The sequence below is a fragment of the Halobacterium sp. CBA1132 genome (assembly GCF_001485535.1).
GTDB lineage: Archaea > Halobacteriota > Halobacteria > Halobacteriales > Halobacteriaceae > Halobacterium.
In genome coordinates this window covers 1555030-1580430 of the sequence record NZ_BCMZ01000001.1, presented here as the reverse complement: position 1 = coordinate 1580430, position 25401 = coordinate 1555030, and the positions used below count along the sequence as shown (strand labels likewise).

28 protein-coding genes and 1 tRNA gene are annotated in these 25401 nt (G+C 67.2%); 16 read left to right on the top strand and 13 right to left on the bottom strand.

The genetic code is table 11. The features are described from left to right. Positions 1 to 91: 91 nt before the first annotated feature. Positions 92 to 1420, top strand: coding sequence for a hypothetical protein (locus AVZ66_RS08200; RefSeq protein ID WP_058983559.1), 1329 nt, complete (start codon positions 92 to 94; stop codon positions 1418 to 1420). Here the strand turns inward: AVZ66_RS08200 and AVZ66_RS08195 are convergent, their stop codons facing one another. Beyond that, positions 1421 to 1897, bottom strand: a complete 477-nt coding sequence (locus AVZ66_RS08195; RefSeq protein WP_058983557.1) for a hypothetical protein — start codon at positions 1895 to 1897, stop codon at positions 1421 to 1423. It abuts the gene before it with no gap. Positions 1898 to 1934: 37 nt separating this feature from the next. After that, positions 1935 to 2240 (bottom strand): CGCGG family rSAM-modified RiPP protein, encoded by a 306-nt coding sequence (locus AVZ66_RS08190; RefSeq protein ID WP_058984685.1) that lies wholly within the window; start codon positions 2238 to 2240, stop codon positions 1935 to 1937. Positions 2241 to 2430: 190 nt separating this feature from the next. Between AVZ66_RS08190 and nirK the strand changes: the two genes are divergently transcribed. The 4 genes from nirK (at position 2431) to AVZ66_RS08175 (ending at position 4621) form a co-directional block, all read left to right on the top strand. Next, positions 2431 to 3501 (top strand): copper-containing nitrite reductase, encoded by a 1071-nt coding sequence (gene nirK / locus AVZ66_RS08185; protein ID WP_058983555.1) that lies wholly within the window; start codon positions 2431 to 2433, stop codon positions 3499 to 3501. Positions 3502 to 3630: 129 nt separating this feature from the next. Continuing rightward, on the top strand, positions 3631 to 4167 hold the full coding sequence (locus tag AVZ66_RS08180; protein WP_197407740.1) for a hypothetical protein: 537 nt from the start codon (positions 3631 to 3633) through the stop codon (positions 4165 to 4167). Continuing rightward, on the top strand, positions 4167 to 4340 hold the full coding sequence (locus AVZ66_RS16220) for a hypothetical protein (protein ID WP_157575637.1): 174 nt from the start codon (positions 4167 to 4169) through the stop codon (positions 4338 to 4340). The genes AVZ66_RS08180 and AVZ66_RS16220 overlap by 1 nt, the downstream gene beginning before the upstream one ends. A 50-nt stretch (positions 4341 to 4390) precedes the next feature. Beyond that, positions 4391 to 4621, top strand: a complete 231-nt coding sequence (locus AVZ66_RS08175) for a DUF2249 domain-containing protein (protein ID WP_058984684.1) — start codon at positions 4391 to 4393, stop codon at positions 4619 to 4621. 10 nt (positions 4622 to 4631) lie between these two features. Here AVZ66_RS08175 and AVZ66_RS08170 read toward each other — a convergent pair whose 3' ends face one another. The 5 genes from AVZ66_RS08170 to AVZ66_RS08155 form a co-directional block, all read right to left on the bottom strand. Further along, positions 4632 to 5669 (bottom strand): sodium:calcium antiporter, encoded by a 1038-nt coding sequence (locus AVZ66_RS08170; RefSeq protein ID WP_058983553.1) that lies wholly within the window; start codon positions 5667 to 5669, stop codon positions 4632 to 4634. A gap of 233 nt (positions 5670 to 5902) precedes the next feature. After that, entirely contained in the window at positions 5903 to 6292 is a 390-nt protein-coding gene (locus AVZ66_RS08165) for a PIN domain-containing protein (RefSeq protein WP_058983551.1), read from the bottom strand. Next, complete coding sequence (locus AVZ66_RS16600) at positions 6289 to 6441, bottom strand: hypothetical protein (RefSeq protein ID WP_197407739.1); 153 nt, start codon at positions 6439 to 6441, stop codon at positions 6289 to 6291. The genes AVZ66_RS08165 and AVZ66_RS16600 overlap by 4 nt, the downstream gene beginning before the upstream one ends. Before the next feature lie 53 nt (positions 6442 to 6494). Next, positions 6495 to 7694 carry a TIGR04347 family pseudo-SAM/SPASM protein gene (locus AVZ66_RS08160; protein ID WP_058983549.1) on the bottom strand — a complete coding sequence of 400 codons (1200 nt, stop codon included), beginning with the start codon at positions 7692 to 7694 and terminating at the stop codon, positions 6495 to 6497. Then, the gene (locus AVZ66_RS08155) at positions 7691 to 7948 is read right to left on the bottom strand and encodes an Htur_1727 family rSAM-partnered candidate RiPP (RefSeq protein ID WP_058983547.1); all 258 of its coding nucleotides are present in this window, start codon (positions 7946 to 7948) and stop codon (positions 7691 to 7693) included. The genes AVZ66_RS08160 and AVZ66_RS08155 overlap by 4 nt, the downstream gene beginning before the upstream one ends. Positions 7949 to 8111: 163 nt before the next feature. On the opposite strand from AVZ66_RS08155, the gene AVZ66_RS08150 reads away from it, so the two are divergent. Further along, positions 8112 to 9194: a radical SAM protein gene (locus AVZ66_RS08150; protein ID WP_058983545.1), complete on the top strand. Its 1083-nt coding sequence runs from the start codon at positions 8112 to 8114 to the stop codon at positions 9192 to 9194. 2 nt (positions 9195 to 9196) lie between these two features. Here the strand turns inward: AVZ66_RS08150 and AVZ66_RS08145 are convergent, their stop codons facing one another. Next, positions 9197 to 9565, bottom strand: a complete 369-nt coding sequence (locus AVZ66_RS08145) for a helix-turn-helix domain-containing protein (RefSeq protein WP_058983543.1) — start codon at positions 9563 to 9565, stop codon at positions 9197 to 9199. Positions 9566 to 9730: 165 nt separating this feature from the next. On the opposite strand from AVZ66_RS08145, the gene AVZ66_RS08140 reads away from it, so the two are divergent. The 3 genes from AVZ66_RS08140 to AVZ66_RS08130 are packed head-to-tail and all read left to right on the top strand — an operon-like array spanning position 9731 to position 12177. Further along, complete coding sequence (locus tag AVZ66_RS08140; RefSeq protein WP_058983541.1) at positions 9731 to 10879, top strand: multicopper oxidase domain-containing protein; 1149 nt, start codon at positions 9731 to 9733, stop codon at positions 10877 to 10879. A gap of 9 nt (positions 10880 to 10888) precedes the next feature. Further along, on the top strand, positions 10889 to 11902 hold the full coding sequence (locus AVZ66_RS08135) for a halocyanin domain-containing protein (protein WP_058983540.1): 1014 nt from the start codon (positions 10889 to 10891) through the stop codon (positions 11900 to 11902). 47 nt (positions 11903 to 11949) lie between these two features. Then, entirely contained in the window at positions 11950 to 12177 is a 228-nt protein-coding gene (locus tag AVZ66_RS08130; RefSeq protein WP_058983537.1) for a hypothetical protein, read from the top strand. 2 nt (positions 12178 to 12179) lie between these two features. On the opposite strand, the gene AVZ66_RS08125 is transcribed toward AVZ66_RS08130, so the two are convergent. The 3 genes from AVZ66_RS08125 to AVZ66_RS08115 all read right to left on the bottom strand — a co-directional run bounded on the left by AVZ66_RS08125 (position 12180) and on the right by AVZ66_RS08115 (position 14531). Then, entirely contained in the window at positions 12180 to 12776 is a 597-nt protein-coding gene (locus AVZ66_RS08125) for a hypothetical protein (RefSeq protein WP_058983535.1), read from the bottom strand. An 82-nt stretch (positions 12777 to 12858) separates the two neighbouring features. After that, positions 12859 to 13461 carry a superoxide dismutase gene (gene sod / locus AVZ66_RS08120; protein WP_058983533.1) on the bottom strand — a complete coding sequence of 201 codons (603 nt, stop codon included), beginning with the start codon at positions 13459 to 13461 and terminating at the stop codon, positions 12859 to 12861. 68 nt (positions 13462 to 13529) lie between these two features. Beyond that, positions 13530 to 14531, bottom strand: coding sequence for a PLP-dependent cysteine synthase family protein (locus AVZ66_RS08115; protein ID WP_058983531.1), 1002 nt, complete (start codon positions 14529 to 14531; stop codon positions 13530 to 13532). Positions 14532 to 14653: 122 nt separating this feature from the next. Between AVZ66_RS08115 and AVZ66_RS08110 the strand changes: the two genes are divergently transcribed. The 7 genes from AVZ66_RS08110 (at position 14654) to AVZ66_RS08080 (ending at position 22326) form a co-directional block, all read left to right on the top strand. Beyond that, positions 14654 to 15850, top strand: coding sequence for an acyl-CoA dehydrogenase family protein (locus tag AVZ66_RS08110; protein ID WP_058983530.1), 1197 nt, complete (start codon positions 14654 to 14656; stop codon positions 15848 to 15850). Between the two features lie 107 nt (positions 15851 to 15957). Beyond that, the gene (locus AVZ66_RS08105; protein WP_058983528.1) at positions 15958 to 18243 is read left to right on the top strand and encodes a nitric-oxide reductase large subunit; all 2286 of its coding nucleotides are present in this window, start codon (positions 15958 to 15960) and stop codon (positions 18241 to 18243) included. Positions 18244 to 18301: 58 nt separating this feature from the next. Continuing rightward, positions 18302 to 18386 (top strand) — tRNA-Leu (locus AVZ66_RS08100). 144 nt (positions 18387 to 18530) lie between these two features. Next, positions 18531 to 19319 carry an inositol monophosphatase gene (locus AVZ66_RS08095; RefSeq protein WP_058983526.1) on the top strand — a complete coding sequence of 263 codons (789 nt, stop codon included), beginning with the start codon at positions 18531 to 18533 and terminating at the stop codon, positions 19317 to 19319. 57 nt (positions 19320 to 19376) lie between these two features. After that, a complete protein-coding gene (locus tag AVZ66_RS08090) occupies positions 19377 to 19826 on the top strand; it encodes an Lrp/AsnC family transcriptional regulator (protein WP_058983524.1) in 450 nt (149 codons plus the stop codon). A gap of 57 nt (positions 19827 to 19883) precedes the next feature. Further along, a complete protein-coding gene (locus AVZ66_RS08085; RefSeq protein WP_058983522.1) occupies positions 19884 to 21020 on the top strand; it encodes a DUF63 family protein in 1137 nt (378 codons plus the stop codon). Between the two features lie 313 nt (positions 21021 to 21333). Beyond that, the gene (locus AVZ66_RS08080; protein WP_157575636.1) at positions 21334 to 22326 is read left to right on the top strand and encodes a hypothetical protein; all 993 of its coding nucleotides are present in this window, start codon (positions 21334 to 21336) and stop codon (positions 22324 to 22326) included. Positions 22327 to 22764: 438 nt separating this feature from the next. Here the strand turns inward: AVZ66_RS08080 and AVZ66_RS08075 are convergent, their stop codons facing one another. Both AVZ66_RS08075 and tbsP read right to left on the bottom strand, forming a co-directional pair. Further along, positions 22765 to 24465 carry a YcaO-like family protein gene (locus AVZ66_RS08075; RefSeq protein WP_058983519.1) on the bottom strand — a complete coding sequence of 567 codons (1701 nt, stop codon included), beginning with the start codon at positions 24463 to 24465 and terminating at the stop codon, positions 22765 to 22767. Positions 24466 to 24537: 72 nt separating this feature from the next. Further along, positions 24538 to 25356, bottom strand: coding sequence for a transcriptional regulator TbsP (gene tbsP, locus AVZ66_RS08070; protein ID WP_058983515.1), 819 nt, complete (start codon positions 25354 to 25356; stop codon positions 24538 to 24540). Positions 25357 to 25401: the final 45 nt, after the last annotated feature.

Genomic DNA, 25401 nt, shown 5'->3' with positions numbered 1-25401 from the left:
CTCGCAAAAAGTCTAGTGTGCTCCCACACTACCCCGGCGGGCGAACACGTTCGGGAGAATTCGCACCCGCTACCACCGTCACAGTTCAGACATGAGCGCCGTCCCCGCCGGACTCGCGACCGACCAACAGCCGCCGATGACGGTGCCGCTGCGGTACTTCCTCGCCGGCTTCGCGTTCCTGCTCGCCGGCGGCGCCGTCGGCCTCGCGAACGTCGCGGGCGTCGCGCCCGGATTCGCGCGGCTCGCGCACGTCCACCTCCTGCTCGCGGGCTGGGTCTGTCTCACTATCATGGGCGCGATGACGCAGTTCGTGCCCGTCTGGTCGAACGCCCCCGTCCACTCGCGGCGGCTCGCGAACGCCGCGCTCGCGCTCGTCGCCGTCGGCGTCGCCGGCATCGCGGGCGCGTTCCTCGCCGCCAACACTCACTGGATTCACGGCTTCGGCGGCCTGCTCGTCGCCGGCATCTGGACGTTCGCGTACAATCTCGCACGCACGCTCCCGCCGGTCCGCGAGTTCGACGCCACGGAAGCCCACTTCGCGTTCGCGCTCGCGTGCTTCGTCGCGCTCGCCGCGCTCGGGTTCGTGCTCGCGTTCGACCTCTCGACATCCGTACTCCCGTTCGCCGGCATCGCGCGACCGCAGGTCGTCGGCGCGCACGCCACGCTCGCCGTCTTCGGCGCGATTCTCTCCACCGTCTTCGGCGCGCTCTACCAGCTCGCGACGATGTTCACGCAGACCGAAATCGCGGGCCGCTCCCGCCACCTCGCGCACGTGGAGTACGCCTACCCCGTGGGTGTGGTCGCACTCGCTACCGGCCGCCTCTTGGCTGTCGGCCCGCTCGCCGTCGCCGGCGGCCTCCTGATGACCACGGGCGCGCTCGCGTTCGCCGTGCTGCTCGCCGCGAAACTGTACGAGGGCCGCGTCGAGCGCACGCCGATGCTCACCCGGTACGCCGTCGCCGCCGTCGCGCTCGCCGCGTGGAGCCCGCTTGCCGCTCGCGAGTGGCTGGCCGCGCCGCTCGCCAGCGACGCGCTGTTCGGGCCGACGATGGGTGTCCACCTCCTGTTCGTCGGCGTCGTCGGCTTCGTCGTGATGGGGTCGCTGTACCACGTCGTCCCGTTCATCGTCTGGGTACACCGGTACAGCGACCGCCTCGGCTTCGAACCGGTGCCGATGATAGACGACCTCTACGACGACCGCCTCGCCGCCGCCGACGGCCTGCTCGTCACGCTCGGCGCCGCCACCCTGATTCTCGGGCAGACGGGCGTCGCACCCGAGGCCGCCTCGCTCGTCGGCGGTGTCGCGCTCGCTGCGGGCTTCGTCGTGTTCACGGCGAACCTCGTCGGCGTCGTCTACCGGCACGGGCGCGTGCTCCCCGAACGGTTCAGCGGCCAGCCCGAGAGCGAGAACGCGGACTGACTACCGCGCCCGCTCGACGGCCCAGCGGCCCGCCGCGCCGAGGGCGTACCCGCTCACGCCGAGCGCCACCGCCGCCATCAGTCCGAAGTCGAGCGCCGTCTCGACGCCGCCCACGAGTTCGGCTCGCGCCGACCCGTACGCAAACCCCAGCATCCGCGGGTGCGTGTATCGTCCGGCTTCTGTCCACTCGCCGGTGAGGTAGCCGACCAGCGGCGGGAAGACGTACCCCCAGAGAGCGACCAGCCACAGCGACCCTATCCCGGAGAGGAGGCCCGCGCGGGCGACGCCAGCGCCGATGGCAATCGCGGGGACGACGACGAGCCACCCGGAGAAGTCGTAGAGGCGGACATCGAACCCGGCGAGGAACGCGACGGATGCGAGCGCGAGAACGGCCACGACGGTCGCGAGCAGCACGCGCCGGGGGCGTCGCTCGCCGAGAACGACGCGCTGGAGGGTGTCGGCGTCGGGGCGCCGCATACTCGGGCTTCGAGCGGCGCTCCGGTAAGCGTTCGGGCTACTCGAGCACGCGGACGCGCGTGACGTGGCCGCCGCAGCCGCACTGGTCGACGTACTCGTAGGCGACGCTGTCGCCGAACGCGTCGTCGAGTTCGCCGTAGAGGTACGCCTCGGGGTGACCGTGGTCGCCGTGCGTGACGAGGTTCACGTGGTAGCCCGTCGCGGTGGATTCGACCGCGTCGAGCGCTTCCTCGACGACGAGCGAGCGGTCGTCGGCGTGCTCGTCCTTTTCGAGGTTCGCGGACCACGAGTTCTGGTGGACGCCGTCGACGGTTTCGGCCTCGTCGTGTGGTGCTGATGCCATACGCGTCTGTTCGCCGTCGACGCGGATGAACCGCGTCCCGAACACGTTCGCTTCCGTCGCGCGCCGACCACCCGCTCACGGGTTTATAAGCACGGGCCGAATCGATTCGGGCGATTCGCCGGAGAACGAGAAACGCAGACCCGCTTGAAGGGGTTGCCGCGTCATCCTCCGAGTGAAGAGGTGCCCACCAATGTTCGACACCACCCGTCGGCGCGTGCTGCAAGGCCTCGGCATCAGCGGAACCGCAGCAGTCGCGGGCTGTACCGCTCCCGGCGGTGAGAGCCCGGCGACCGAACAACCCCAGCAGAACGCCGCAGCGCAGACGACCCAGCCGGACGTCGACCGCGTCGCAGCCGACCCCACGGACGTCCCGGACCCCGTCGACTGGTCGTCCCCGAAGCACCACGAGGTCGAACTCGACGTGACGGAGGTCACCGCCGAAATCGAGCCCGGGGTCACGTTCAACTACATGACCTTCGACGGGCAGGTGCCCGCCCCGATGATTCGCGTGCGCCGGGGCGACACCATCTCGTTCACGCTGAACAGCCCCGACGACAACGCGATGCCGCACAACGTCGACTTCCACGCCGTCTACGGCACGGGCGGCGGCGCGGGAGCGAACGCCGTCAACCCCGGGGAGACCAACGGCGTCGACTTCACCGCGAAGTACCCGGGCGCGTTCATCTACCACTGCGCCGTCCCGAACATGGACATGCACATCTCCAGCGGGATGTTCGGGATGATTCTCGTCGAACCCGAGGACGGCCTGCCGGAGGTCGACCGCGAGTTCTACCTCGGCCAGCACGAAATCTACACGAACAAGGACGCCGGCGAGGAGGGGCACCACAAGTTCGACATGAACGCGATGGCCAGCGAGGAGCCGACGTACGTCGTCTTCAACGGCGAGAAGTACCCGTTCACGCCGGACCGCTACGGCCGCCTGCAGGCCGAGTCCGGCGACAGAATCCGGGTGTACCTCGTGGACGGCGGTCCGAACGGCTCCTCGAACTTCCACCCCATCGGGAACGTCTGGACGAAGGCCCACCGCGACGGCGCGCTCGGGACCCCAGAGGAGTACGTCCAGACGCTGAAGGTGCCGCCGGGAAGCTGCATGATGGGGGAGATGGACACGCCCGTTCCCGAGACCATCAAGCTCGTCGACCACGCGCTCAGCCGCGTCGTCCGCAAGGGCTTGCTCGCCGAAATCGAGGTCGGCGGCGAACCCGACGAAGACATCTTCGACCCCGACCCGAACGTCTAGCCCGCTAATCGCCACTCCGGTCACTCACTCCTTCCCGACTGCTGGCAGTTGCGGCGTCCGTGCTCGCTCGCTGCTCGCACGAACACGTTCGGGGCTACGCATAGCGGGACGCGGCCCGTTTTGTGAAACATGTATGGCTTGGGCTCGCAGTCCGACGACGCGCTCGCCCCCGAGGGTGAGTTCGACCCCGACGTGAACCCCGACCCCGGCGCGTTCCTCGCCGGGCACGACGTCCTCGACGGCGACGACCACGTCGCGTTCCACGAACTCACCCGGGAGCTGTTCGACGAGCGCGGCGTCTACGACATGACCTTCGGGTACAACCTCGCCGACCTGAACCGCGACACCCGGCACAAGGAGGCGGGCTACCGGTACGCCGTCGACGCCGACGACCCGTCGGTGTTGCGCGCGGAGTTCACGCCGACGACGCCGTTCTGCCCGCAGAGCCACACGCTCACCGTCGGCTCGTTCCGCGCGTGGAACGGCCTCAGCGAGCGCCACGACTACGACCTCGTGCGCGTCCGCGTCGCCGACGCCCACCAGCGCAGCGACGCCATCAACGAGGAACTCCGCGACCTCGAAGAAACCTTCCTCGAAATCGGGGAACTCCCCGACGAGGACGCCGACGACACCGGTGATACGGCGCCGGCCGGCGCACCGTTCTGATGGCCTCGACTGCCGTCGGCCTGCTCGGTGGACGCACCCTCGAAGCGCTTGCCGTCGCAGTCGCCGCGCTCGCGGCCGTTCTCGCGGACGGCCCCCGCGCGGTCCCCGTCGCCGCCGCCGTCGGGTTCTTCGCGGCGAAGTCCGCCCGGAGCCTGCGGCTCGCGGTCGCGTGACGAACACCTTCGGGGAAACCGCTTGGCTGCTGTCCGCAGAACAGTCGAGTATGGCGACGACTGCCGACACCGACGCGCGCCTCGACGCGCGGGACATCGACGGCGAACCGTTCAGCGACATCGTCGCGGAACTAGAATCGCTGGAGGACGGCGAGACGCTGCTGTTGGTCAACAGTTTCGAGCCCGAGCCGTTGTACAACGTCCTCGACGACCGCGGATTCGACTACGAGACCGAGCGGGTCGCCACCGACGAGTGGCGCGTCTACATCACGCCCGCGTAGCGCTACTGACTCAGACGCCCTTGACGAGGTTCGTCAGCCCGACCGTCTCCGAGACGGCCCACGCGACGAACGCGGCGTAGGCGACGAGCAGCGTGTACGCTTCGACGCCGGTCACCGAGAGGTCGGTGCGCAGGATGGCGAACAGGAGCACGGTCGCCAGCGTCAACACGCCCAGCATCGGGACGGCCACCGCGAAGTTCACCGTGACGGCGCCGACGAGGAGCACGCCGACCGGAATCGCCACCAGCAGGTCGAACGTGTTCGACCCGAGGACGTTCCCGAGGCTCGTGATTCCCTTCCCCGCTTTCGCCGCCCGAACGCTCACGAGCGCGTCCGGGAGGCTCGTCGCGGCCGCGACGACGGTGACGCCGGCGAGGAACTCCGGGATGCCGAACGTGTGCCCCAGCGATTCCACGGCGCCGACGAGCTGCTCGACGGCGACGAGGATGAACAGCAGCCCGCCCGCGAGCCGCGCCCACTCGCGGCCCACCGCGATGCCCTCCGGTGCGACGGGCGCGTCGTGGTCACCGACGTCCTGCCACTGCACGAAGAGGTACAGTCCGTACAGCAGCAGCGGGAGCACCGCCAGCGAGCGCGTGAGTCGACCGGCCAGCACGGAGCCGCTGGCGACGGGCTCGTAGATGACCGCGAGCGCGAGCGTGACGACGAGCGCCGAGACCGCGATCATGTAGAACTGGGCTTCCTTGTAGACGATGGTGCGGTTGGTTTCGAGGTGGCCGTCGGTGGCGATGCCGGCGAGCGCGGGGATGACGAGGATGTTGAAGATGGCGGAGCCGACGATGGCACCGACGCCCATGTCGAACGTACCCGCCAGCGCCGTGAAGACGACGCTCGCGAGTTCGGGGAAACTGGAGCCGACGGCGACGACGATAGAGCCCTGCACGACCGCGGGGAGGCCGTAGTACGTCGAGAGGTGTTCGGCCGACGACTCCAGCCAGCCGCTGCCGAACCAGACGAGGCCGGTCGCAGCGACGATTACGAGCACATTGACGAGCGGCGTGCTCGGAAGGAGGCCACCGAGGGGCATGTGTGCGGCCAGAACCGGTAGGACGTTAATCGTTGGTGGAACGGAGCGAGGGCCTGCTGGTCAACAGCTTCGAGCCCGAACCACTGCACGATGTCTCGGTGGACCGTGGACTACGAGACCGAGCAGGTCGCCGCCGACGGGTAACGCGTCTATCTCGCTCGAATCGGAGCGGGAAACCAGCCCGGCGTACTCTGGATTTTCGGAAACAGTCTGTCTTAGGGTTCGGGAGAAGGCTACAGCACGTCACTCGGGAGCATCGCACCGTGTTCGACTAGTTCTCCGTCGAACGAGACGAGGGTCGCGCCGAGTTCGTCAGCGGCCGCGAGAACGAGCGCGTCCATCGGGTAGAGCAACGTCTCCGACTGGAGCTGATTAGCCGCCATCACGTCCGACGCGTCCGTGAACGTGACAGTCGCTCGGGACGCAATTCGGTTCTCGATTTGGTCGATTCGGTCGCGTTCGAACTGTTTCTTCTTCGTCAGCACGCTCCGGAGTTCCATCAAGCTCAACACGGAAACGAACGTGTCGTCGGCCTCGTTGAGGAGTTCGACGGCCTCGTCTGACCGTTCCGTATCGCGGGTGACTGCTGCAATGAGAACGTTCGTGTCGAGAAGCAGCTTCATAACCGCTCGCGAACGTCACGGACCGCCTCGACGGAGTCGACCTCGACATCGACGGCCAGCTCTTCGAGGGCGTCGCCGAGCGGGACGGACTCGTCGTCTTCTGGGTCTGAACCCATGAACTCCCTGAAGTCGTCCGTAGTGAGACTCATGCCCGTGAATTACACTGCTGCTCGCAAAAGTTTGCTGGTGAATGCCCTCGTTTTCAGTCCGCGTGCGCGTCGCCGAGCGCGCCGCGTTCGGCTTCCGTGAGGTAGCACTTCGGGTCGGGGTCGAACGGGCCGCCCGCGCTGAGCGCGCGCAGCCGCGACCCGCCCCGGCAGATGGACTGGTACTGGCAGCCTGCGCACTTCCCCGTGAGGCGGTCGCTGCGGTCGCGCAGGCCCGAGAGCAGCGGATTGGTCTCGTCGCTCCAGAGTTCGCTGAACGGGCGGTCGCGGACGTTCCCCAGCGAGTACCCCTGCCAGAACTGCGTGAGGTGGACGTTCCCCTGATAGTCGACGTCCGCGATGCGCTCGCCGGTCGGGTCGCCGCCGTTCGCTTCGAGGTAGTGGTGGATGCGGTCGGCCTGCGCGTCGCCGAGCGCTTCCTGCGCGTACTCCACGAGGAACCCGGCGTCCGCGTAGTTACCGACGAGCAGCGTCTCGATTTCCTCGCCGCGCTCGTGGTACTCGCGGGTCATCTCACAGACCGTGCGGACGGCCTCGCGGGTGTCCGCCGGCGAGAGGTCCAGATTCGAGATGTCGGCGCCGCGGCCGCCGTAGTCGAGGTGGTAGAAGCAAAAGCGGTCGACGCCCACGTCGTGCAGCAGGTCCACGACGTCCGGGAGGTCGGGCGCGTTCGCTTCCGTGATGGTGTAGCGGAGCCCGGTCTTGAGGCCGGCGTCGAGGCTGTTCTCGATGCCGCGGACGGCCGCGTCGAAGGCGCCGTCCTCACCGCGGAACTCGTCGTTGCGCGCCGGGAGGCCGTCCACGGAGACGCCCGCGTACTGCAGGCCGGCGTCGCGCAGGGCTTCGGCGCGCTCCTCGGTCATGAGGGTGCCGTTCGTGGAGAGCACGGGCCGGATGCCGGCGTCGCTGGCGTACGCCACCAGCTCCTCCAAATCGTCGCGGACCATCGGTTCGCCGCCCGAGAACAACACGACGGGGATGCCGAACGCCGCGAGGTCGTCCAGTAGGTCCTTGCCCTCAGCGGTGGAGAGTTCGCCGGGCGCCGTCTCGGTGTCTGCGGCCGCGTAGCAGTGCGAGCAGTAGAGGTTGCACTGCTTCGTGAGGTTCCAGACGACGACGGGGCGCTGCTGTTTCTGTTCGGTGATCTGCTCGCTGCTGGAGCCGTCGGCGGCGTCGTAGCGCAGGCCGTCGCTCTCGGCGTCCAGCCCGCAGAGCAGCTTGCTGACCGAAATCACGCCGACTCACCCTCGCTACCGAGCGCGTGCGCGGTGTAGCGGCGCGTCTCGTCGGCGGGACAGAGCCAGATGTCCCGGGCCGTCCACCCGAACAACTCGCCCGCTCGGTCGTGGGCGCCGTCCGCGTCCCCGGCGGTGACGCTGCCGACGTGCTTGAGCGCGTCGTCGGCGTCCTCGCGCACGAACACCTCCCACTCGCGGCCGGTCGCCGACCGCGGCGTGTCCTGCACCCGCGTTCGGTCCTGTGAGTCCATGTCGCCGGCTACAGTCTCCGTGCAAAAGGCGGGCACGCGCGTTCCCGCAGGCTGGGAACCGACACGACGAACAAAGTCCCGTCGCGCCGTCGCTCCACGTGAGGCGGCGCCACCGTGTGGGACCGAGCCTGTCACCTGCCCAACCGCCGCCTCGATTGCAACGATGACGCCAGTAGACACCGACGAGCGCCCGTTCGTGCTCATCTGGGAAGTGACGCAGGCGTGCGAACTCGCGTGCGAGCACTGCCGGGCCGACGCGACGCCGGACCGCCACCCGGACGAACTCACGACCGAGGAGGGCAAAGCCTTGCTCGACGACGTCCGTCGGTTCGGCGACGGCCAACTCGTCGTGCTCTCCGGGGGTGACCCGCTCGCGCGCGAGGACGCCGTCGAGTTCGTCGAGTACGGCACGGACATCGGCCTCCGCATGACGGTCACGCCGAGCGGGACGCGCTCGCTCTCCACGGCGGCCGTGAACGCGCTCGCGGACGCTGGCGTGAAACAACTCGCCGTCAGTCTCGACGGCGCGACGCCGGATGCACACGATTCGTTCCGCGGGGAAGCCGGCAGTTTCGAGGAGACTGTCCGCGCAGCACGCGACGCCCGCGAGGCGGGTGTGCCGCTGCAAGTCAACACGACGGTCTGTTCGCAGACCGTCGAGAACTTGCCGGCCATCCGTGACCTCGTCAGCGAGTTGGGTGCGGTGCTGTGGAGCGTGTTTTTCCTGGTTCCCGTGGGTCGCGGGCGCGTCCTCGACCCGATTTCGCCCGAGCGCGCCGAGGACGTGATGGAGTTCCTCGACGACGTATCCCGCGAGGCGGAGTTCGGCGTGAAGACGACGGAAGCCCCGCACTTCCGCCGCGTTCGCGCTCAGGCCGCACAGGAGCGCGGCGGGGGCGGACCGAAGCGCCGCGGCGGCATCACCGCCGGCGACGGGTTCGCGTTCGTCAGTCACACGGGCGACGTTTACCCGTCGGGGTTCCTGCCGGAGTCTGCGGGGAACGTCCGCGAGCAGTCTGTTGTGGATGTCTACCGGGACAGCGACCTCTTCGAGTCGCTCCGGCGCAAGGACGACCTACAGGGGAAGTGCGGCGCGTGTTCGTTCCGCCACGTCTGCGGCGGTAGCCGGTCGCGAGCGTACGCTGCCACCGGCGACCCGATGGGGAGCGACCCGCTGTGTCCGCACGTGCCCGAGGAGTACGACGGCCCGCTGCCCGAGCGGCAGGCCAGTCCGGCCGACGACTGATTCTACTCGCCGTCGCGGCTGCGGTCCAGCGAGACGTGGAGTTCGTTGTCGTCGTCGATGCGAATCGTGGCTTCCTCCAGCGTCGCCCGATAGCGGGTGGTGTGGTAGCCGTCGTCGCGGAGTTCGGTCTGGGTTTCGAGGAGGCCGACGTCCGAGAGCGTGTGCAGCTTCCGGTATGTCGAGGACAGCGAGAGGTCGGTGGCGTCGGCGACCTCGCTTGCCGTGATGGGGTCGCGGGCGCAACAGAGGACGCGCCGGCAGAGCGGGTCGGTGAGCGCGTCGAGGGCGGCCGCGGGGTCGGTTTCCTCGGCGGCCTCGAAGGGGCCGCGGAGCCGCGCGTCGGCGTCTGTCTGGTCGACGTTGGTCTGCATCACCGACTACTCGGGTCGCGACGAGGGTATGCCGACGGCCGAACATATTCGAGAGAGGATTTGGCGAACATATTCGGGCCGTTCCCGCGCGGTGGGAATCGTTTCCCGACTCCGAGAATCACCGACTCGGGCTTTACCGGGGACAGTCTACGGTGAGGTGTACACATGAGTGACCGTATTGGCGCACCCGGCTACGGCATCTCGCGGCGAGAGTTCATCGCGGCGACCGGCGGCACGAGCGTCGCAGCGCTCGCCGGCTGTACTGCGCCCGCAGAGCAGGGAACGAGCGTGACGAACACGGCAGCAAGCCAGCAGTCCTCGCAGTCGAGTCTCCCGACGACGAGTCCGCCGGAAGTCGTCGACGCCACCGAACAGGGCAACCAAGTGACGCTCCGGTCCGTCCCCGCAGTCCACGAAGCGCACCCGATTGATTCGATGGGCGGCCCCGTGGAACTCCCGCGCGTGTGGGCGTTCGCCACGGAAGACGGCGACCCCAGCGTCCCCGCCCCCATCATCCGCACCGAGGAGGGCGAGGACATCGAAGTCACGCTGGACAACACGGACGGCAAGCGCCCGCACACCGTCCACTTCCACGGCGCGCAGAAAGCGTGGAAGGACGACGGCGTTCCGACGACCACGGGCATCACCGTCCAGCCCGGCGAGAAACACACGTACACTGTCCCCGCGAACGTCCCCGGCACCCACATCTACCACTGCCACTACCAGACCCACCGCCACATCGACATGGGGATGTACGGCATCTTCCGCGTCGACCCGAAGGGGTACGAGCCGGCGGACAAGGAGTACTTCATGACGGTCAAGGACTGGGACTCCCGCCTCAACCGGAAGATGGCCGGCGAGGACGTCTCCTACAGTCCGCGCACGCGCAACCCGGACGTGTTCACCATCAACGGCAAGGTCGCGCCGCGCACCCTCCACCCCGAGGACGGGTCGCCCATCATCGTCGACAAGGGCGACACCGTGCGCATCCACATGGTCAACGGCGGCTACATGAGCCACCCGCTGCACATCCACAACCACCGCTTCCGGCGCGTGGAGAAAGACGGCGGGCAGATTCCCGACGCCGCCCAACACGAGATGGACGTCACGAACATCGCGCCCGCCGAGCGCCACACCATCGAGTTCGAGGCCAACGCTCAGCCGGGCATCTACCTGATGCACTGCCACAAGGTCAACCACGTGATGAACGGGTCGTTCTACCCCGGTGGGATGCTCACCGGCGTCGTCTACCGCGACGTGATGGACACGGACATCTTCGCCCAACTGATGGAGTACGCGGGCTACGAGGCGTAACTCACGACCATGACCCTCGACGACACTCCCACGGCAACGAGACGCAGCGTGCTGAAGACGACGGCCGCAGCGGGCGCCGCGGCAGCCACCGGCGCGGCGTTCACCGGGGGCGCGCTCGCGCAGGACGCCGACCTCGAATCGTGGTTCAGTAACACCTCGAACTACGACGGCGTCGTGGACAAGACCGGGAACTCCGAGGTGACCGTCGAGGTCGGCGTCGAAGCCAACGGCAGTTCGTACGGCTTCGGTCCGGCGGCGATTCGCGTCGACCCCGGCACGACGGTGACGTGGAAGTGGGTCGCCGGCTCGCACAACGTCGCCGCCGAAGACGGGAGTTTCGAGAGCGAACTCACCAACGAGTCGGGGTTCACGTTCACGCACAAGTTCCAGGAGGAGGGCGTCACGAAGTACGCGTGTACGCCGCACAAGACGATGGGGATGAAGGGCGCCGTCGTCGTCGGCGACGTCGACGTCGGTTCCGCGTCCGCCAGCGGCTCCTCGGAGAGTTCGGAGTCGAGCAGCCAGCAGGTCGACTTCGGCGGCTGGTTCGAGGGCGTCAGCAACTTCGACGGCGTCGCGGACAAGACGGGGCAGTCGGAGGTGACCGTCGAGGTCGGCGCCGAGGCCAACGGCGGCCCGTACGGCTTCGGTCCGGCGGCGATTCGCGTCGACCCCGGCACGACGGTGACGTGGGAGTGGGTGGGCGGCACCCACAACGTCGTCGCCGACGACGACAGCTACGAGAGCGAGCTCACCAACGAGTCGGGGCACACGTTCACGCAGACGTTCGACAGCGAGGGCGTCTCGAAGTACTACTGCAACCCCCACAAGACGATGGGGATGAAGGGGGCTGTCGTCGTCGGCAGCGGCGGCGCGAGCAGCGGTGGCGGCGGTGGCGGAGGTGGCGGACTCTCGACGTCGGACGTCGGCGTGCTCGCGTTCGCGGGCGCGCTCGTCGGCGGCCTGCTGTCGCCGTTCGCGCTGCGCGCGAAGAAGTCCTCGTCGTCGCCGTCGAATCGGTGACGACGGCCACCGAACACAAGTAGCTCCGGGCAGTCCGACCGTCCACCATGGACGAAGCACTCGAAGTCGTTGAACTCGCGGCCGACGCCGGCTTCGAAGGCGCGCTCGTTTGGGTGTTCCGACTGCTCGGGCTCGTGGTCGCGCTCGCGGGACTGGGCCTGTGGCTGCTCGCGGACTTCTCGTTCCTGTGGATTCCCGCGGTGCTGCTCGTCGTCGGCATCCTGCTCGCCGTCGTCCCCGACGTCCTGCTGTCGGTGGTCGAACTCGCGGGCTGACGCTACTCGTTCTGAATCGTCCGCTCGGTGACGTACACCGGATACCTGTCCTCGTGCGTGCGGCCGGCGAAGTGAATCGTCGCGTCGACCGTGTGCGGGGTCGCGCGGACGGCTTCGGGGCGCGACGCCGCCGGCTCCCAGAGCACCTCGCCGTCGCGCGAGAGGTGGGTGGTCAGCGCGACCGTGATTCGGAGGCCGTCCTGCTCGCCGCGAGTGCTGACGCCGACGGTCGGCGTCTCGTCGCCGGAGAGCCGCTCGTCCAGCAGCGAGCGGACGTACTCGGCGGCGACCGACGCGCCCTCGACGTGGCCCCACTCCTCGAAGGGCTCGTAGGCGTAGTCGACGACCTCCTCGCCGGCCATCGTCGCCGGATACCGCACGGTGTCGTTGGACTCGACGTACCGGTAGTCGTCGTCCGTAACCGTGCGCTCGACGGTGGCCTCGGCGGCGCCGCCGCGAACCGGCTCGCGCTCGGTCGGACTGCTCGTCGTCGGAGGCTCGGTAGCCGTCGGGTCGGCGTCGTCCGGCGCGGAGAGACAGCCGGCGACCGGGAGCGTGCCGGCGGCTACGAGGCCGAGAACGCGGCGTCTGGAGGGCATCGCGCGAACCGAAACGGGGAACCGATAAAAGTCTTCAGGGCGGCAGTGATGCCGGACGGCGGGCCGACGGTCGAATGCGGCGTTACTCGAACTTCTCGACGAGGTCCGCGTAGCGCGCGGACGGCTCGTCCCAGTCGACGACGTCGAAGAAGTTGTCGACGAAGTCGCCGCGAGCGGGGCCGTAGTCGTAGTAGTAGGAGTGCTCCCAGACGTCGAGCGCGAGGATGGGGTGCGAGCCCCAGAGCGCGCCCTTGTCGTGTTTGTCGACGACGACGTTACGGAGCTGCTCGGAGTGGCTGTCGTAGACCAGCAGCGCCCAGCCACCCGCCGCGGAGGCGGCCGCGCGGAACTCGCCCTCCCAGGCTTCGTAGGAACCGAAGTCCTCCTCGATACGGGCTCGCAGGTCTCCCTCGGGCTCGTCGCCGCCCTCGGGGCTCATGGACTGCCAGAACAGGTCGTGGAGGATGTGGCCGGAGCCGTTGTGCGTGACGTTCCCGATGGCGCCAGCCGACGACGAGAAGTCACCCTCCTCGCGGTTGGCTTCCAGGGTCTCCTCGGCGGAGTTCCAGCCGTTGACGTAGCCCTGATGGTGCGTGTCGTGATGCCACGTCAGCACCTGCTCGCTGATGTGCGGTTCGAGAGCGTCGTAGTCGTACGGAAGCGGCGGCAGTTCGTAATCAGACATTCCAATTAACCCTAACGTACCCCTCCCTCTTGGTGGTTTCCGGAAGCGCGTTTTAGTTGGAAATCCAACTACTCGTCGTAATCGACGTACGGCTCCCGGTCCGGGTAGCGGTCGCCGCGGTCCGGCAGCGGCACGACCACGACGTCCTCTGCGTCGAGCGTGCCGCGGGCCGCCAGCCGCTCGACCAGCGCGAGCGCGCCGCCGGTCGAGGGACCGACGAGGAACTCGCCGCCCACGCGGAGTTCCGAGCGCACGAACTCGCGGGACCACTGGCCGGCGTCCCGAATCGGAATCGTCGCGCTCTCGTGGCGTCGCCGCAGCCGCCGCACCCACTCGTAGGCGGTGGCCGTCTCGACGTACTCGCGGGCGTCCAGCGCGTCCGCCTCGAACGTCTCGGGGACGAACGTCGAAGGGTCGTGCATGTGCTTCAGGCCGGCGACGTCGTGGTCTTTCGCCGGCGGTTCGTAGCCGTGGACGTGCACGCCGCGCGGACGGAGCGCGTGACTCACGCCGACGAGCGTGCCGCCGGTGCCCGCGCCCGCGACGAAGTGCGTGACCTCACCGGCGGTCTGGTCCCAAATCTCCGGGCCGGTCGTGCCCGCGTGGACCGCGGGGTTCGCGGGGTTAGCGTACTGGTTCGGGTAGACGTACTCGTCGGGGTGGTCGTCGACGAGCCGCCGGCACTCCTCGACGAACGCGTCGTAGCCCGCGTCGGCGTCCACGAACCGCAGTTCGGCGCCCGCGTCCCGAATCGCGTCGACCTTCCCGCGGCCGGCGTCGTCGGGCAACACGATTTCGACGTCGTGGCCCCTCGCGGCGCCGACGCGCGCGACGGCGGCGCCCGTGTTCCCGCTGGACGCCTCGATTATCGTGCGTCCGTCGTCGAGTTCGCCGCGCGCGGCCGCGGCGTCCAGCATCGACTTCCCGACGCGGGCTTTCACGGAACCGCCACCGTGGCCCGCCGTCCCGAAGTTGAACCACTCGGCTTTCCCGTACACCGTCGGCGCGACCCCGGCGCCGAGTTCGACCAGCGGCGTCCGCCCGACCTCACTGGGGTCGGCGTCGTCCATGCGGGGGGCTTCGACGGGTCCCAACAAAAGCAGTTGGGCCGGCTCGCCACCGCTCGAAGAACGCCGCGAGGATTGCCAGTAGTTTACGAGTGCTTTTGTCCCGGTGTGCGGTACACTCACACATGGACTTCGGACTGTCCGACGAGCAGCAGGCGATTCAAGAGGAGGTCCGCCGGTTCGCGGACAACGAAATCCGGCCGGTGGCCTCCGAGTACGACCGCGAGGAGAAGTACCCCCACGAGGTCATGGACGAGGCCGCGAAGGCCGGCCTGCTCGGCCCGACGATTCCGCTGGAGTACGGCGGCGCCGGCTACTCCGCGCTCGAATCCGCGCTCATCGTCGAGGAGCTGTTCGCCGCCGACCCCGGCGTCGGCCTCTGCGTCTCCAGCGCGGGCTTCGGCGCCGAGTCCCTCATCGAGTTCGGGAGCGAGGACCAGAAGGAGCGCTGGCTCCCGGACATTGCCTCGGGCGACGCCATCATGGGGTCTGCCATCAGCGAACCCGACACCGGCTCGGACGTCTCCAGCGTCTCCACGCGCGCCGAACGTGACACCGCCGAGCAAAGCTCGGCGAGCTCTTCGCCGCCTGAGGCGGAGAAGAACGGCGACGAGTTCGTCATCAACGGCAACAAGATGTGGATCACGAACGGCTCCGTGGGCGACTTCTTCGTCGTGCTCTGCCAGACCGACCCCGACGCCAGCGGCCGGTACAACGGCTTCAGTCAGATTATCGTCGAGTCCGACCGCGACGGCTTCGAGGCGGACAAAATCACGGGCAAGCTCGGCATCCGCGCCAGCGACACCGCGGAACTCCGGTTCGACGACGTGCGCGTCCCCGAGGAGAACCTCGTCGGAACGGAGGGCGGCGGCTTCCTCCAGTTGATGCAGTTCTTCGACGAGACGCGCACGATGGTCGCCGCGCAGGGCGTCGGCATCGCGAAGGGCGCCGCCGAGCGCGCGCTCGACTACGCGCAAGAGCGCGAGCAGTTCGGGCGCCCCATCAGCGACTTCCAAGCCATCGAGCACAAACTCGCGGAGATGCACACGCAGACGGAGGCCGCGCGCACGCTCACCCGGAAGTCCGCGTGGAGCGTCGAGAACCGCGACGACCAGCTCACCGCGCTCGCGTCGATGGCCAAGGAGTTCGCGTCCCGCGTCGCCGTCGAGGTTGCCGACGAAGCCGTCCAGATTCACGGCGGCGCCGGCTACGTCGACGACTTCGACGTCGAGCGGTTCTACCGGGACGCCAAAATCACCCAGATCTACGAGGGTACCACGGAGATTCAGAAGAACGTCATCGCTCGCGAACTCCTCGAGTAGCGCACGCGAACATCTTCGCTATCCCGTACATCCCGGTGTAGCGGCTCCGTGCCCACGGACTTAGAATCCGCCGCAGCCTTTTCCTGCGTCGAATTGAACGCCGCAATATGGACGTCACTAGGTCGACGCTCGCGAAGATACTCGCGGTCGTGTTCGTCCTGAATCTCGTCGTCATGGGCGCTGGTGCCGCCTACTCCTACCAGCACCAGCCGCCGATTCCCGACGAACTCGTCGGGCCCGACGGCGACGTGGTCGCCACCCACGAGTCGATTCAGGACGGCAAGGCCGTCTTCCAGTCGAACGCCCTGATGAACCACGGGTCGATTCTCGGCAACGGCGCGTACTTCGGCGAGGACTACACCGCCGACGCGCTCGAACTGAAAACCCAGTTCATGCGGGAGTACTACGCCGACGAGCGCTACGGCGAGGCGTACGGCGACCTCTCGGCCGAACAGCAGGCCGGCGTCGACAGTCGCGTGACCGCCGACCTCGACCGCACGATGTCCGGCGAGACCGCCGAGTACACCGCCGCGGAGGCGTACGCCCACGAGCAAGTCCGAGAGGTGTACGTCGAGCGCTACCACGAGGGCGACGCCGAACGCGGCATCCCCGAGGGCATGATCGGGTCCGCGGAGGACGCGCGGAAGTTCGCGGACTTCGCGATGTGGACGGCGCTGGTCTCACACGCGAACCGCCCCGGTACCGACCACAGTTACACGAACGACTGGCCGTACAACCCACTGGCCGGCAACGAACCCACGGGCGGCACGATGGTGTGGAGCGCCATCGCGATGGTGTTGCTCGTCGGCGGCGCCGGCCTCGGCGTCTGGCTGTACAACAGCATCGACCTCCCCGAACCGTCCACGAAGGGCATCGAAGTCCCCGACCCCGCGGAGGTGAATCTGTTGCCGAGCCAGCGCGCCGCCACTCGGTTCATCCCGGTCGCGGCGCTGTTGTTCGTCGCCCAAGTGTTACTCGGGGCGTTGCTCGCACACTACTACGTCGAGCGCGACGCGTTCTTCGGCATCGGTGAAGCGCTCGGCGTCGACGTCATCCAGTGGCTGCCGTTCGCCATCACGAAGACCTATCACCTCGACTTGGGCATCCTCTGGATTGCGACGATGTGGATCGGCGCCGGTCTGTTCCTGCCCGGCCTCCTGACCGGCCACGAACCCGACCGCCAAGAGTCCGCCATCAACGGCCTGCTCGGCACGCTGCTGTTGGTCGTCGTCGGCGGGTTCGTCGGCATCTACCTCGGCTCGCAGGGCTTCTTCGACGGCCAACTGTGGTGGCTGCTCGGCAACGAAGGCCTCGAGTACGTGGAAGTCGGGCGCGTCTGGCAGATCGGCCTCCTGCTCGGGTTCGCCATCTGGGCGTTCCTCGCGTACCGCGGCCTCAAACCCCTGCTCGCCCGCGAGCAGCGCTTCGGACTTGCGCACATGATTCTGTACGCGGGCGGGTCCATCGGCCTACTGTTCGTCGCGGGGATGCTGTACACGCCCGACTCGAACATCGTGATGACGGAGTTCTGGCGGTGGTGGGTCGTCCACATGTGGGTGGAGGGCGCCTTCGAGTTCTTCATCGTCGCCATCGTCGGCATCACGCTCGTCTCCATGGGCCTGCTTCGCAAGCGCTCCGCGGAGAAAGCCGTCGCCCTGCAGGTGCTGTTCGTGATGGGCAGCGGCGTCATCGGCGTCAGCCACCACTACTGGTGGATCGGCCAGCCCGACGTCTGGATTCCGTTCGGGAGCGTCTTCTCCACGCTGGAACTCGTCCCGCTGATTCTCATTCTCTTCGAGGCGCTCGGCCAGTACCGCGCGCTCTCGGCGAGCGACGAGACGTTCCACTACAAGCTCCCGTTCGCGTTCATCATCGCCTCCGGCGTGTGGAACTTCGTCGGCGCGGGCGTGCTCGGGTTCTTCATCAACCTCCCGCTCATCAACTACTACGAACACGGCACCTACCTCACGGTCGCGCACGCCCACGCCGCGATGTTCGGCGCGTTCGGGTTCCTCGCGCTCGGCATGGCGACGTACATGCTGCGGCTCTCCGTCGACCCCGAGAAGTGGAACGGGAAGCGGCTCTGGTGGGCGTTCTGGCTGTGGAACGCCGGCCTCGCCGTGATGGTCGGGCTCTCCCTGCTCCCCGTGGGCTTCCTCCAGCTGGAAACCGCGTTCACGGAGGGGTACGCCGTCGCGCGCTCGCTTTCGTTCTACAACCGCGACCTCGTCCAGTTGCTGTTCTGGGCGCGGTTCCCCGGGGACACCATGCTCATCCTCGGCACCGTCGTCTTCGCCTACGACGTCGTCCGCAAGCGCTTCCTGCTCCGGGACGTCGAAGACGACGCCTCCACGGGACCGGTCGCCTCGCGCGTGCTCGGCGACGACGACTGAGCGCCCCCACCCCGATTCGCAACGCCTAAACCCCGCACGCGCCGACTACTCGACGCGTGCGAGGGTAGCCAAGCTCGGCCAACGGCGACGGACTCAAGATCCGTTCTCGTAGGAGTTCGAGGGTTCGAATCCCTTCCCTCGCATCGCCGGCGCCTCGCGCGCCGCGGGATGCGGGAAGTCCGCGAGGCGGACTTCCCTCGCAAAAACGCTTCTGTGTGACTACCCGGACAGCGACGGCGACGGTTCGGACCGACGACTCTTTGGGGTGTCAGGCCGCCACTCCGGGCATGAACGAGGACCGCGCGAGCGTCGCCGAACGCGCCGCGCTCGCAGGCAGCGAAGTCGCGCTGGAGGCGTTCCGCACGGGCATCGACGTGGAGACGAAGTCCGGGAAGACGGACGTCGTCACGCAGGCCGACCGGGACGCCCAGCGCCGCGTCATCGAAGTGATTCGGGAGACCCACCCCGAGGACGCCATCGTCGGCGAGGAGGAAGACGAACTGAAGGAAGTCCCCGAGACGGGGGCGGCGTGGGTCATCGACCCCATCGACGGCACGAACAACTTCGTGCGCGACACCCAGATTTGGGCGACCTCTGTCGCGGCCGTCAAGGACGGCGAAACGGTTGCCGCCGCGAACGTACTGCCCGCGCTCGGGGACACGTACGTCGCTGGGGACGGCGAGGTGGCGCGCGACGGTGAGCCGGTCGCGGTCAGCGCGAAGACCGACCCGGAGACGTTCGTCGTCGCACCCACCATCTGGTGGGACTTCGACGACCGCGACCAGTACGCCCGCGCCTGCGACGCCATCGTCTCCCGGTTCGGGGACATGCGGCGCTACGGCTGCGCGCAGGCCGTCCTCTCGATGGTCGCCAGCGGGCAACTCGAAGGCGCGATTACGAACGTCACCGTGAACGCGTGGGACTCCGTCGCCGGCGTCCACCTCGTCCGGCAGGCCGGCGGCGTCGTCACCGACGTCCACGGCGACCGCTGGGAACCCGGCTGTGACGGACTCGTGGCGTCGAACGGCGAATCCCACGACGTCGTGCTGGAGGCCGCGCAGGACATCGAGGGGTAACGCCGGCGGCCTGCGCGAGCAGTAAGCGTATTGGGGGTCTCTCCCGACGACTCCCGTATGGAGTTAGACGAAACGGACCGCGAGATTCTGCGCGCGCTCCAAGCGGACGCCCGCAAGCCGTTCAGCGAGATCGCCCGCGAAATCGAGATGTCGAGCGCGACCGTCCACGACCGCGTCAACCGCATGGAGGAAGCCGGCGTCATCCGCGGCTACCACGCCGACATCGACCCGAAGGAAGCCGGCTTCGGCACCTCCGCGGTCGTCGGCCTGCGCGTCGAACAGGGCCGCGAACAGGAGGCGCTCGACCGCCTCGCGGACATCGACGGCGTCCAAGAGATACACCTCACGACCGGCGAGTGGGACATCGTCCTCCGTGTCGTCGCCGAGGACACCGGCACGCTCCGCGAACTCATGTTCGAGGAGATCGCGGACGTCGACGGGTTCGCGCGCTCCCAGACGATGGTCGTCCTCGCCACCGAGTACGAGTCCCACGAACTCCCGCTGTAGTCGCAGAGCCGGCGACAGACCGCAACGATAAAACAGCCACCGGCCACGTCTCCGAACATGACTTTCCCCGAGACCGACCGCGAACGCGCGTGGACCGCGGTCGTCGGCGTCGCGCTCGCCGCCCTCGTCGCCGGGTCGATTCTGTTCCCCGACAGCGTCTACGGCGGCTTCGTCTGGCACTACTTCTGGGGTCCTGTTGTCGCCGACGCCAACGGCGCGCAGTGCGCCGCGTGGAACGGCGGCGCCGTCCGACTCCTCTACAACTCCAGCGCGTGCACCGCCGCGGCCGAACCCGTCGCCTACCCCGGCTACACGCTCGTCTCCGAGGTCGGGTACGCCGTCACGCTGCTCGTCTCGCTGGTCGGCGTCACGTTCCTCCTCGACCACCTCGAAGTCGGCGAGGACCTCGACCTGCTGTACGCGCTGTTCCCGTTCGTCCTGCTCGGCGGCGCGCTCCGCGTCGTCGAGGACGCCAACGACGCCGCCGCGGCCGCCCCGGGCGTCGAGCAGTTCCTCGACTACCCCGCGAACACGCTCATCATCAGCCCCGTCATCTACTTCGTGATGTTCGCCATCACGCTCGCCGCGCTCGTCGCGTGCGTGTCCCTCGCGCGCCGCACCACCGTCTTCGAGGACTACTACCGCCCGCTCGCCGCCACCGGCACCGCGCTCCTCACGGCGACTGTCGGCTTCCTCGTCTACCTCTCCGCGACCACCGAGTACGTCTCCCTCCATCCCCAGTTCACGCTGCTCACGGTCCTGTTCGCCACGATTATCACGGCCGTCGTCTGGTACGCCGTCCGCCGCTACCTCCCGGACGTCGCCTCCGGCACCGAACTCGCCGGCGCCGTCGTCCTCTGGGCGCACGCCGTCGACGGCGTCGCGAACGTCATCGGCCTCGACTGGGCCGCCGAACTCGGCCTCCCGTACGACCTCGTGGCCAAACACCCCGTCAACGCCGCCGTCGTCGACATTACCCAGAACGTCCTCCCCGCCTCCATCATCCACTACACGGGCGACGCGTGGCCGTTCCTCCTCGTCAAAATCGCCGCCGCGCTGTTCGTCCTCTGGCTGTTCGACGACCAACTCCGCGCCGAAGCCCCACGCTACTTCACGCTCATGCTCGTCGCCGTCATCGCTGTTGGGTTAGGTCCAGGAAGTCGGGATATGCTGCGTGCGACGTTCGGGATATAACACGCACTTTTTGCTGCGCTCGCGGCCTCCGGCCGCTCGCTTGCAAAAACTTGCGGAAAAAGCACTCCTCCCTCACTTCGCTACGCTCCGTTCAGTCGTCGGCCCGCGAGCCGAAGGCTCGCGGTGAACCGCGGCGCGAGCGCCGCGAATGCTGGCAGCTACCGCAGTGTGACTAAGGCCACTAATCCTCTTGTTTCGTACGTACCCCCATCGATGACAGACAACACAGGTGGGTAGAACTGGACCGAGAGCTGTAACCAATGTTGATATCACACCGCCATAGTTACATCAAAGTAAGATAATTCCGACACGAATGATAATTCCTGATTTACTCGATAAGGGTCTGCTTGTCATGCCAGTCAGCAAGGACGAGATCTCCATTCCCGGTCCTGGTAATTATTCTTCGGCTCAAGAAGACCAGTGGTCGGTAAATCGGTGGGAGCAAGAACTTGAAGAAAGAGGACCGGAATTTGCGCTTGCATATTGGCATAAACATATGGAGTATGCGCTGTCACATGTTAAAGACCACATACCTCTCTTCGAGACCAGTTCTACGAAATTGGATGGAGAAGAATATCAAAAGGTAGAAAGAGCAGATTACGGTACGTCAGGGAGGCCGGTTCTTTCTCGGAACGAACGCTTCGAGGAAAATGTTGACCACGCTGGAAAAGTCATCTCCCTCCAGTATGCTATCGACTCCGACAAAGAGCCAGAAGAGGTCGCTGAAGAGATTCCTTATGACTTCTCTCCGGGCTCTATCGACTCGCTGAGGGCGTTGGTGGAGCAAAAGGGTGCGGCAATGGTGTATAATCAAGATAATCCCGCACTGTTCTCGATATCCCCGATTTCGAAGAACACCTCGATGAACGGAGTTCTTTATTATATGTACCGTCAGTCGGAGAGCGGCGGATACCTTCCACTGTATATTGGAATGTCAGATAAATTGGGGCGCGATGATGCCTCCCTTGGCTGGAATTTCAAGAAAATCACCAGCTCAAGTGTGTTCGGCCGATGGGGGTACGGTGACTCACAACACCTCGGCGAACTTAGTAAAGCTGTGTTCTCGGATTACTATGACGAGGCAGAACCGAAGTATAAGCGCTGGCGGGATGAACTCTTCATCGACCAGAGTAGGTTGTTGAGGACGCCTGTGTTCATCGGGATGGTTCCGTATTTCGATCGAGACATCCACAGGGCCGAAGAGATAATGATAAAAGTCGCTTCGAAAATCTTCGATAGCCCAAAAATAGACAACGATGTATTGGGCCACCGATTGTTAAATGTAGAATATGCTAACAAGAGGTAGTGGGCTACAGAGTGCCCAAAGCAAAGATAAGCGAGGGTAATCTTACAATCTAGTCGTTATTGATTGAATCCAACCAATCAATAGCCTAACCGCTCTTTTTCGGTCACTCCGCGACCGTCTCCTCAACGATTCCGGTTTCTTCGTCGCTGAGCCCATAGAGTTCGTAGAAAATCTTGTCGATGAAGTCGTCCGTGTGCCCGGTTTTCGCTCCAGCTCCTCAGCTCATGGGGTCTCAGATTTGAAGAAGCTATTTTACGGATATGCACACGAAACCGAGACGCTGGTGTGCATATCTGCTATCGGACGTCTGTAAGACTGTCTCCGGATTCCGTCTACGCTCAGACCTTGACGAAGTTCGAGTGAAATAGCGTGTTGAGTCACTCGAAATCACCGAGTGAGGCGCGCTTGTATGTACGAACTCTCCAACCGAGAAACGGCTCAGGGGAAGGGGTGGAACGGCTTGTCCAGCCGCGCCTGAAAGCCCAATTCACGGGGAACCTCGCGCGAGCGCTCGCCGAAGAACGCCTCGTCCACGAACAGCGGCTGAGCCTCGGGCACTAACACCCGCACAGCCTCGAAGCCCGCGTCCGCCAAGTCGCGAGTGGTGAGCCGGGCGGCGTAGGCGTCGAGGTCGGCGTCCGCGAGCGCGTCGAGGACAGCGTCGAGTTCGGCGCGGCCTTCCGGCGCCTCGTCTGGGCCCACGTCGCCGGCGGGAATCGTCGTCTCCGGGTCGACGAACCCGCGGACGTCGCGGGGGAAGTCGGCGTACTTGCCGATGGCGCCGTCCTCGCCGGCGGCCTGCTCGGGGCCCATGGCGCGCAGTTCCATCCAGTTCTGGAGGGCTTCGCAGAGCGCGTCGCGGGCGGCGGCGTCGGCGTCGAGGTCGGCGGCGGACCCGAGCGCGAAGCGCGGCCACTCGTCGCGGTGGACTGCGACCGCGACGACGGGGACGTCGACGTCCTGTGTGCACAGCAGCGCCGTGACGTCCAGATTCTCGGCGCTCGCGCGGCGTTCGAGCTCGTCGAACTCGGAGTCCTCGACCTGGAGGCCGAGCGGGTCGAACGTGGAGTACCACGACAGCATCGTGGCGTCGCGCTCGACCGTCTCGTAGAGCCCCGACAGCACCGCGCCGACGCCCGAATTGCCGAGGCCGAGGCCGGTCGTAATCGTTCCCGGGCGGTCCTCGGGCGGCGGGAAGACGACGCGGTCCGCGGGGAGCAGCGCCGAGTCGCCGGAGTCGAGAGTTTGGCCGCGCACCCACTCGATTTCGTCCGGCTCGTCGCTCGCATCGTCCGGGCGCACGAAGCGCGACGGCGACACGGCGTCCTCGTGGTCGGCGGACGCCGTCTCGAAGTCCGCTTCGCGGTAGACGCCGGCGGCGTAGCGCTCGAACCCCTCGCCGACGGCCTTCATGTAGGCGGCGTTCCAGTCGCTTGCGACGCCCGCGGACTGCGTCGAGGCTTCGGCGTCGCTGAACGGCGACGTGTCGGTGCCCACGGCGAGGTAGTACGGCGCGGGGAACGACTCGCGTTCACCGACCGCCGAGAGCACGCCGACGCGGTCGTCGACGAGCGGCTCCGCTGCGGCGAGCGCGTCGTCCAGCGACCGGTCGTCGTCGTCCAGACTGAGGTCGCCGCTGGCCCCGTCGTCCGCGCACGAGCAGTTCGGGACGGGCGCGAGGGTCCTCTCGGCGTGCGGGAGTTCGAGGACAGTCCCCGGGGAGGCGTTCCCGCGGAGCGCGTCGACGGCGAGGCGGCCGGCGTGCGCGCCAGCGAGGCGCACGGCGCTCCGGTCGGCGCTCGGCGATTCCGCCGGTTCGTGGCCCGTCGCGGTCACGCGCGCCGCCAAACACTCGAAACACGGCCCCTCCGGCCCGAGCAGCGAGACGCCCGCGTCGATGTCCGCGAGCGGGCGGCCGCCGAGGCCGCCGACTTCGACGGTGAGCAGCGGCGTGTCTCCGCTCCGGGCGTGCTCGTTGGCGGTCCCGAATCCGCCGGAGCCGGCGACGCCGACGACGACGGCGAACTCGGCGTCAGCGACGCCCGCCACGTCGGTCGATTCTACGGCGGCGTCGACGTCCCCCAGCGCGTCCCGGACGGCTTCGACGGCCGGACCGTCGCCGACGACGGCGACGGTCACGGCGACTCCTCCAGTAGCATAGCTACGGGGTGGGGCGACGAGCGGAAAACAGTACGGGATTCGACGGAGGGCTTACGAGAGAACCGACTGGGCGACGTTCGCGAGTTCGGCCGAGGGCGCGTCTTCGAGGCGCTCGTCGGCGAGCTTCAGGCGGAGGCGCGGCCGCCCGACATCGATGGGGACTTTCTCGGTGTCGATGAGTCCGAGGTCTTCGAGCTTCGTCTTCGTGCGGGAGAACGTCGCCTTCGACGCGATGCCGACGTCCTCGCCCCACTTGCTGATGTCGTAGAGGAGTTCGCGGTTCTTCGCGGCGACCAGCAGACTGACGGTGACTTCGTCGAGGCCGTCGCCGTCACCGCGTGCGGTCTCCATCGAGGCGAGTACGCTCTCGAAGTCCTCCTCGACCTCCGGGCTGATGTCGTCACCGAGCGTCTGTCGGACGCGGTCGATGGCGGGCGTGCGGAGCGTGAACTGCCCGGCGGCGGCCCAGTCGTCGGCGACGGCGTCGTAGGCGGTCTCGGCGAACTCGGCGTCGTCGGTGGTGAGGCCGCCGACGAGGCCGCCGACCTCAACGAGCGCGACGGTTCGGTCCTCCGTGACGAGCATCGAGGAGCGCGCGTCGCCCTCGAACACGCGCAGTTCCAGCGCGCCGTCTTCGACGAGGTTCGCGGCGTTGCTCGCGACGATGAAGTCGTCGGTGACGTCTTTCAGCGTGCGCTCGTCGCCGAGCAGTCGGATGGTCGGAAGCTCTCCCTCGTAGGCGTTGGCGACGTCGACCAGTTCCTCGACGGTCTCTCCGGCGGGGTTCACGACGAACAGCTCGCCGGGTTCGGCGTCGAGGACGGTGCGGACGACGGCGTCGACGCTCGTCCCCAATAGATTCTGTGACATCTCTCTATGGGTGTAGGGTGACGACGTATTTAATTTTACCGGAGG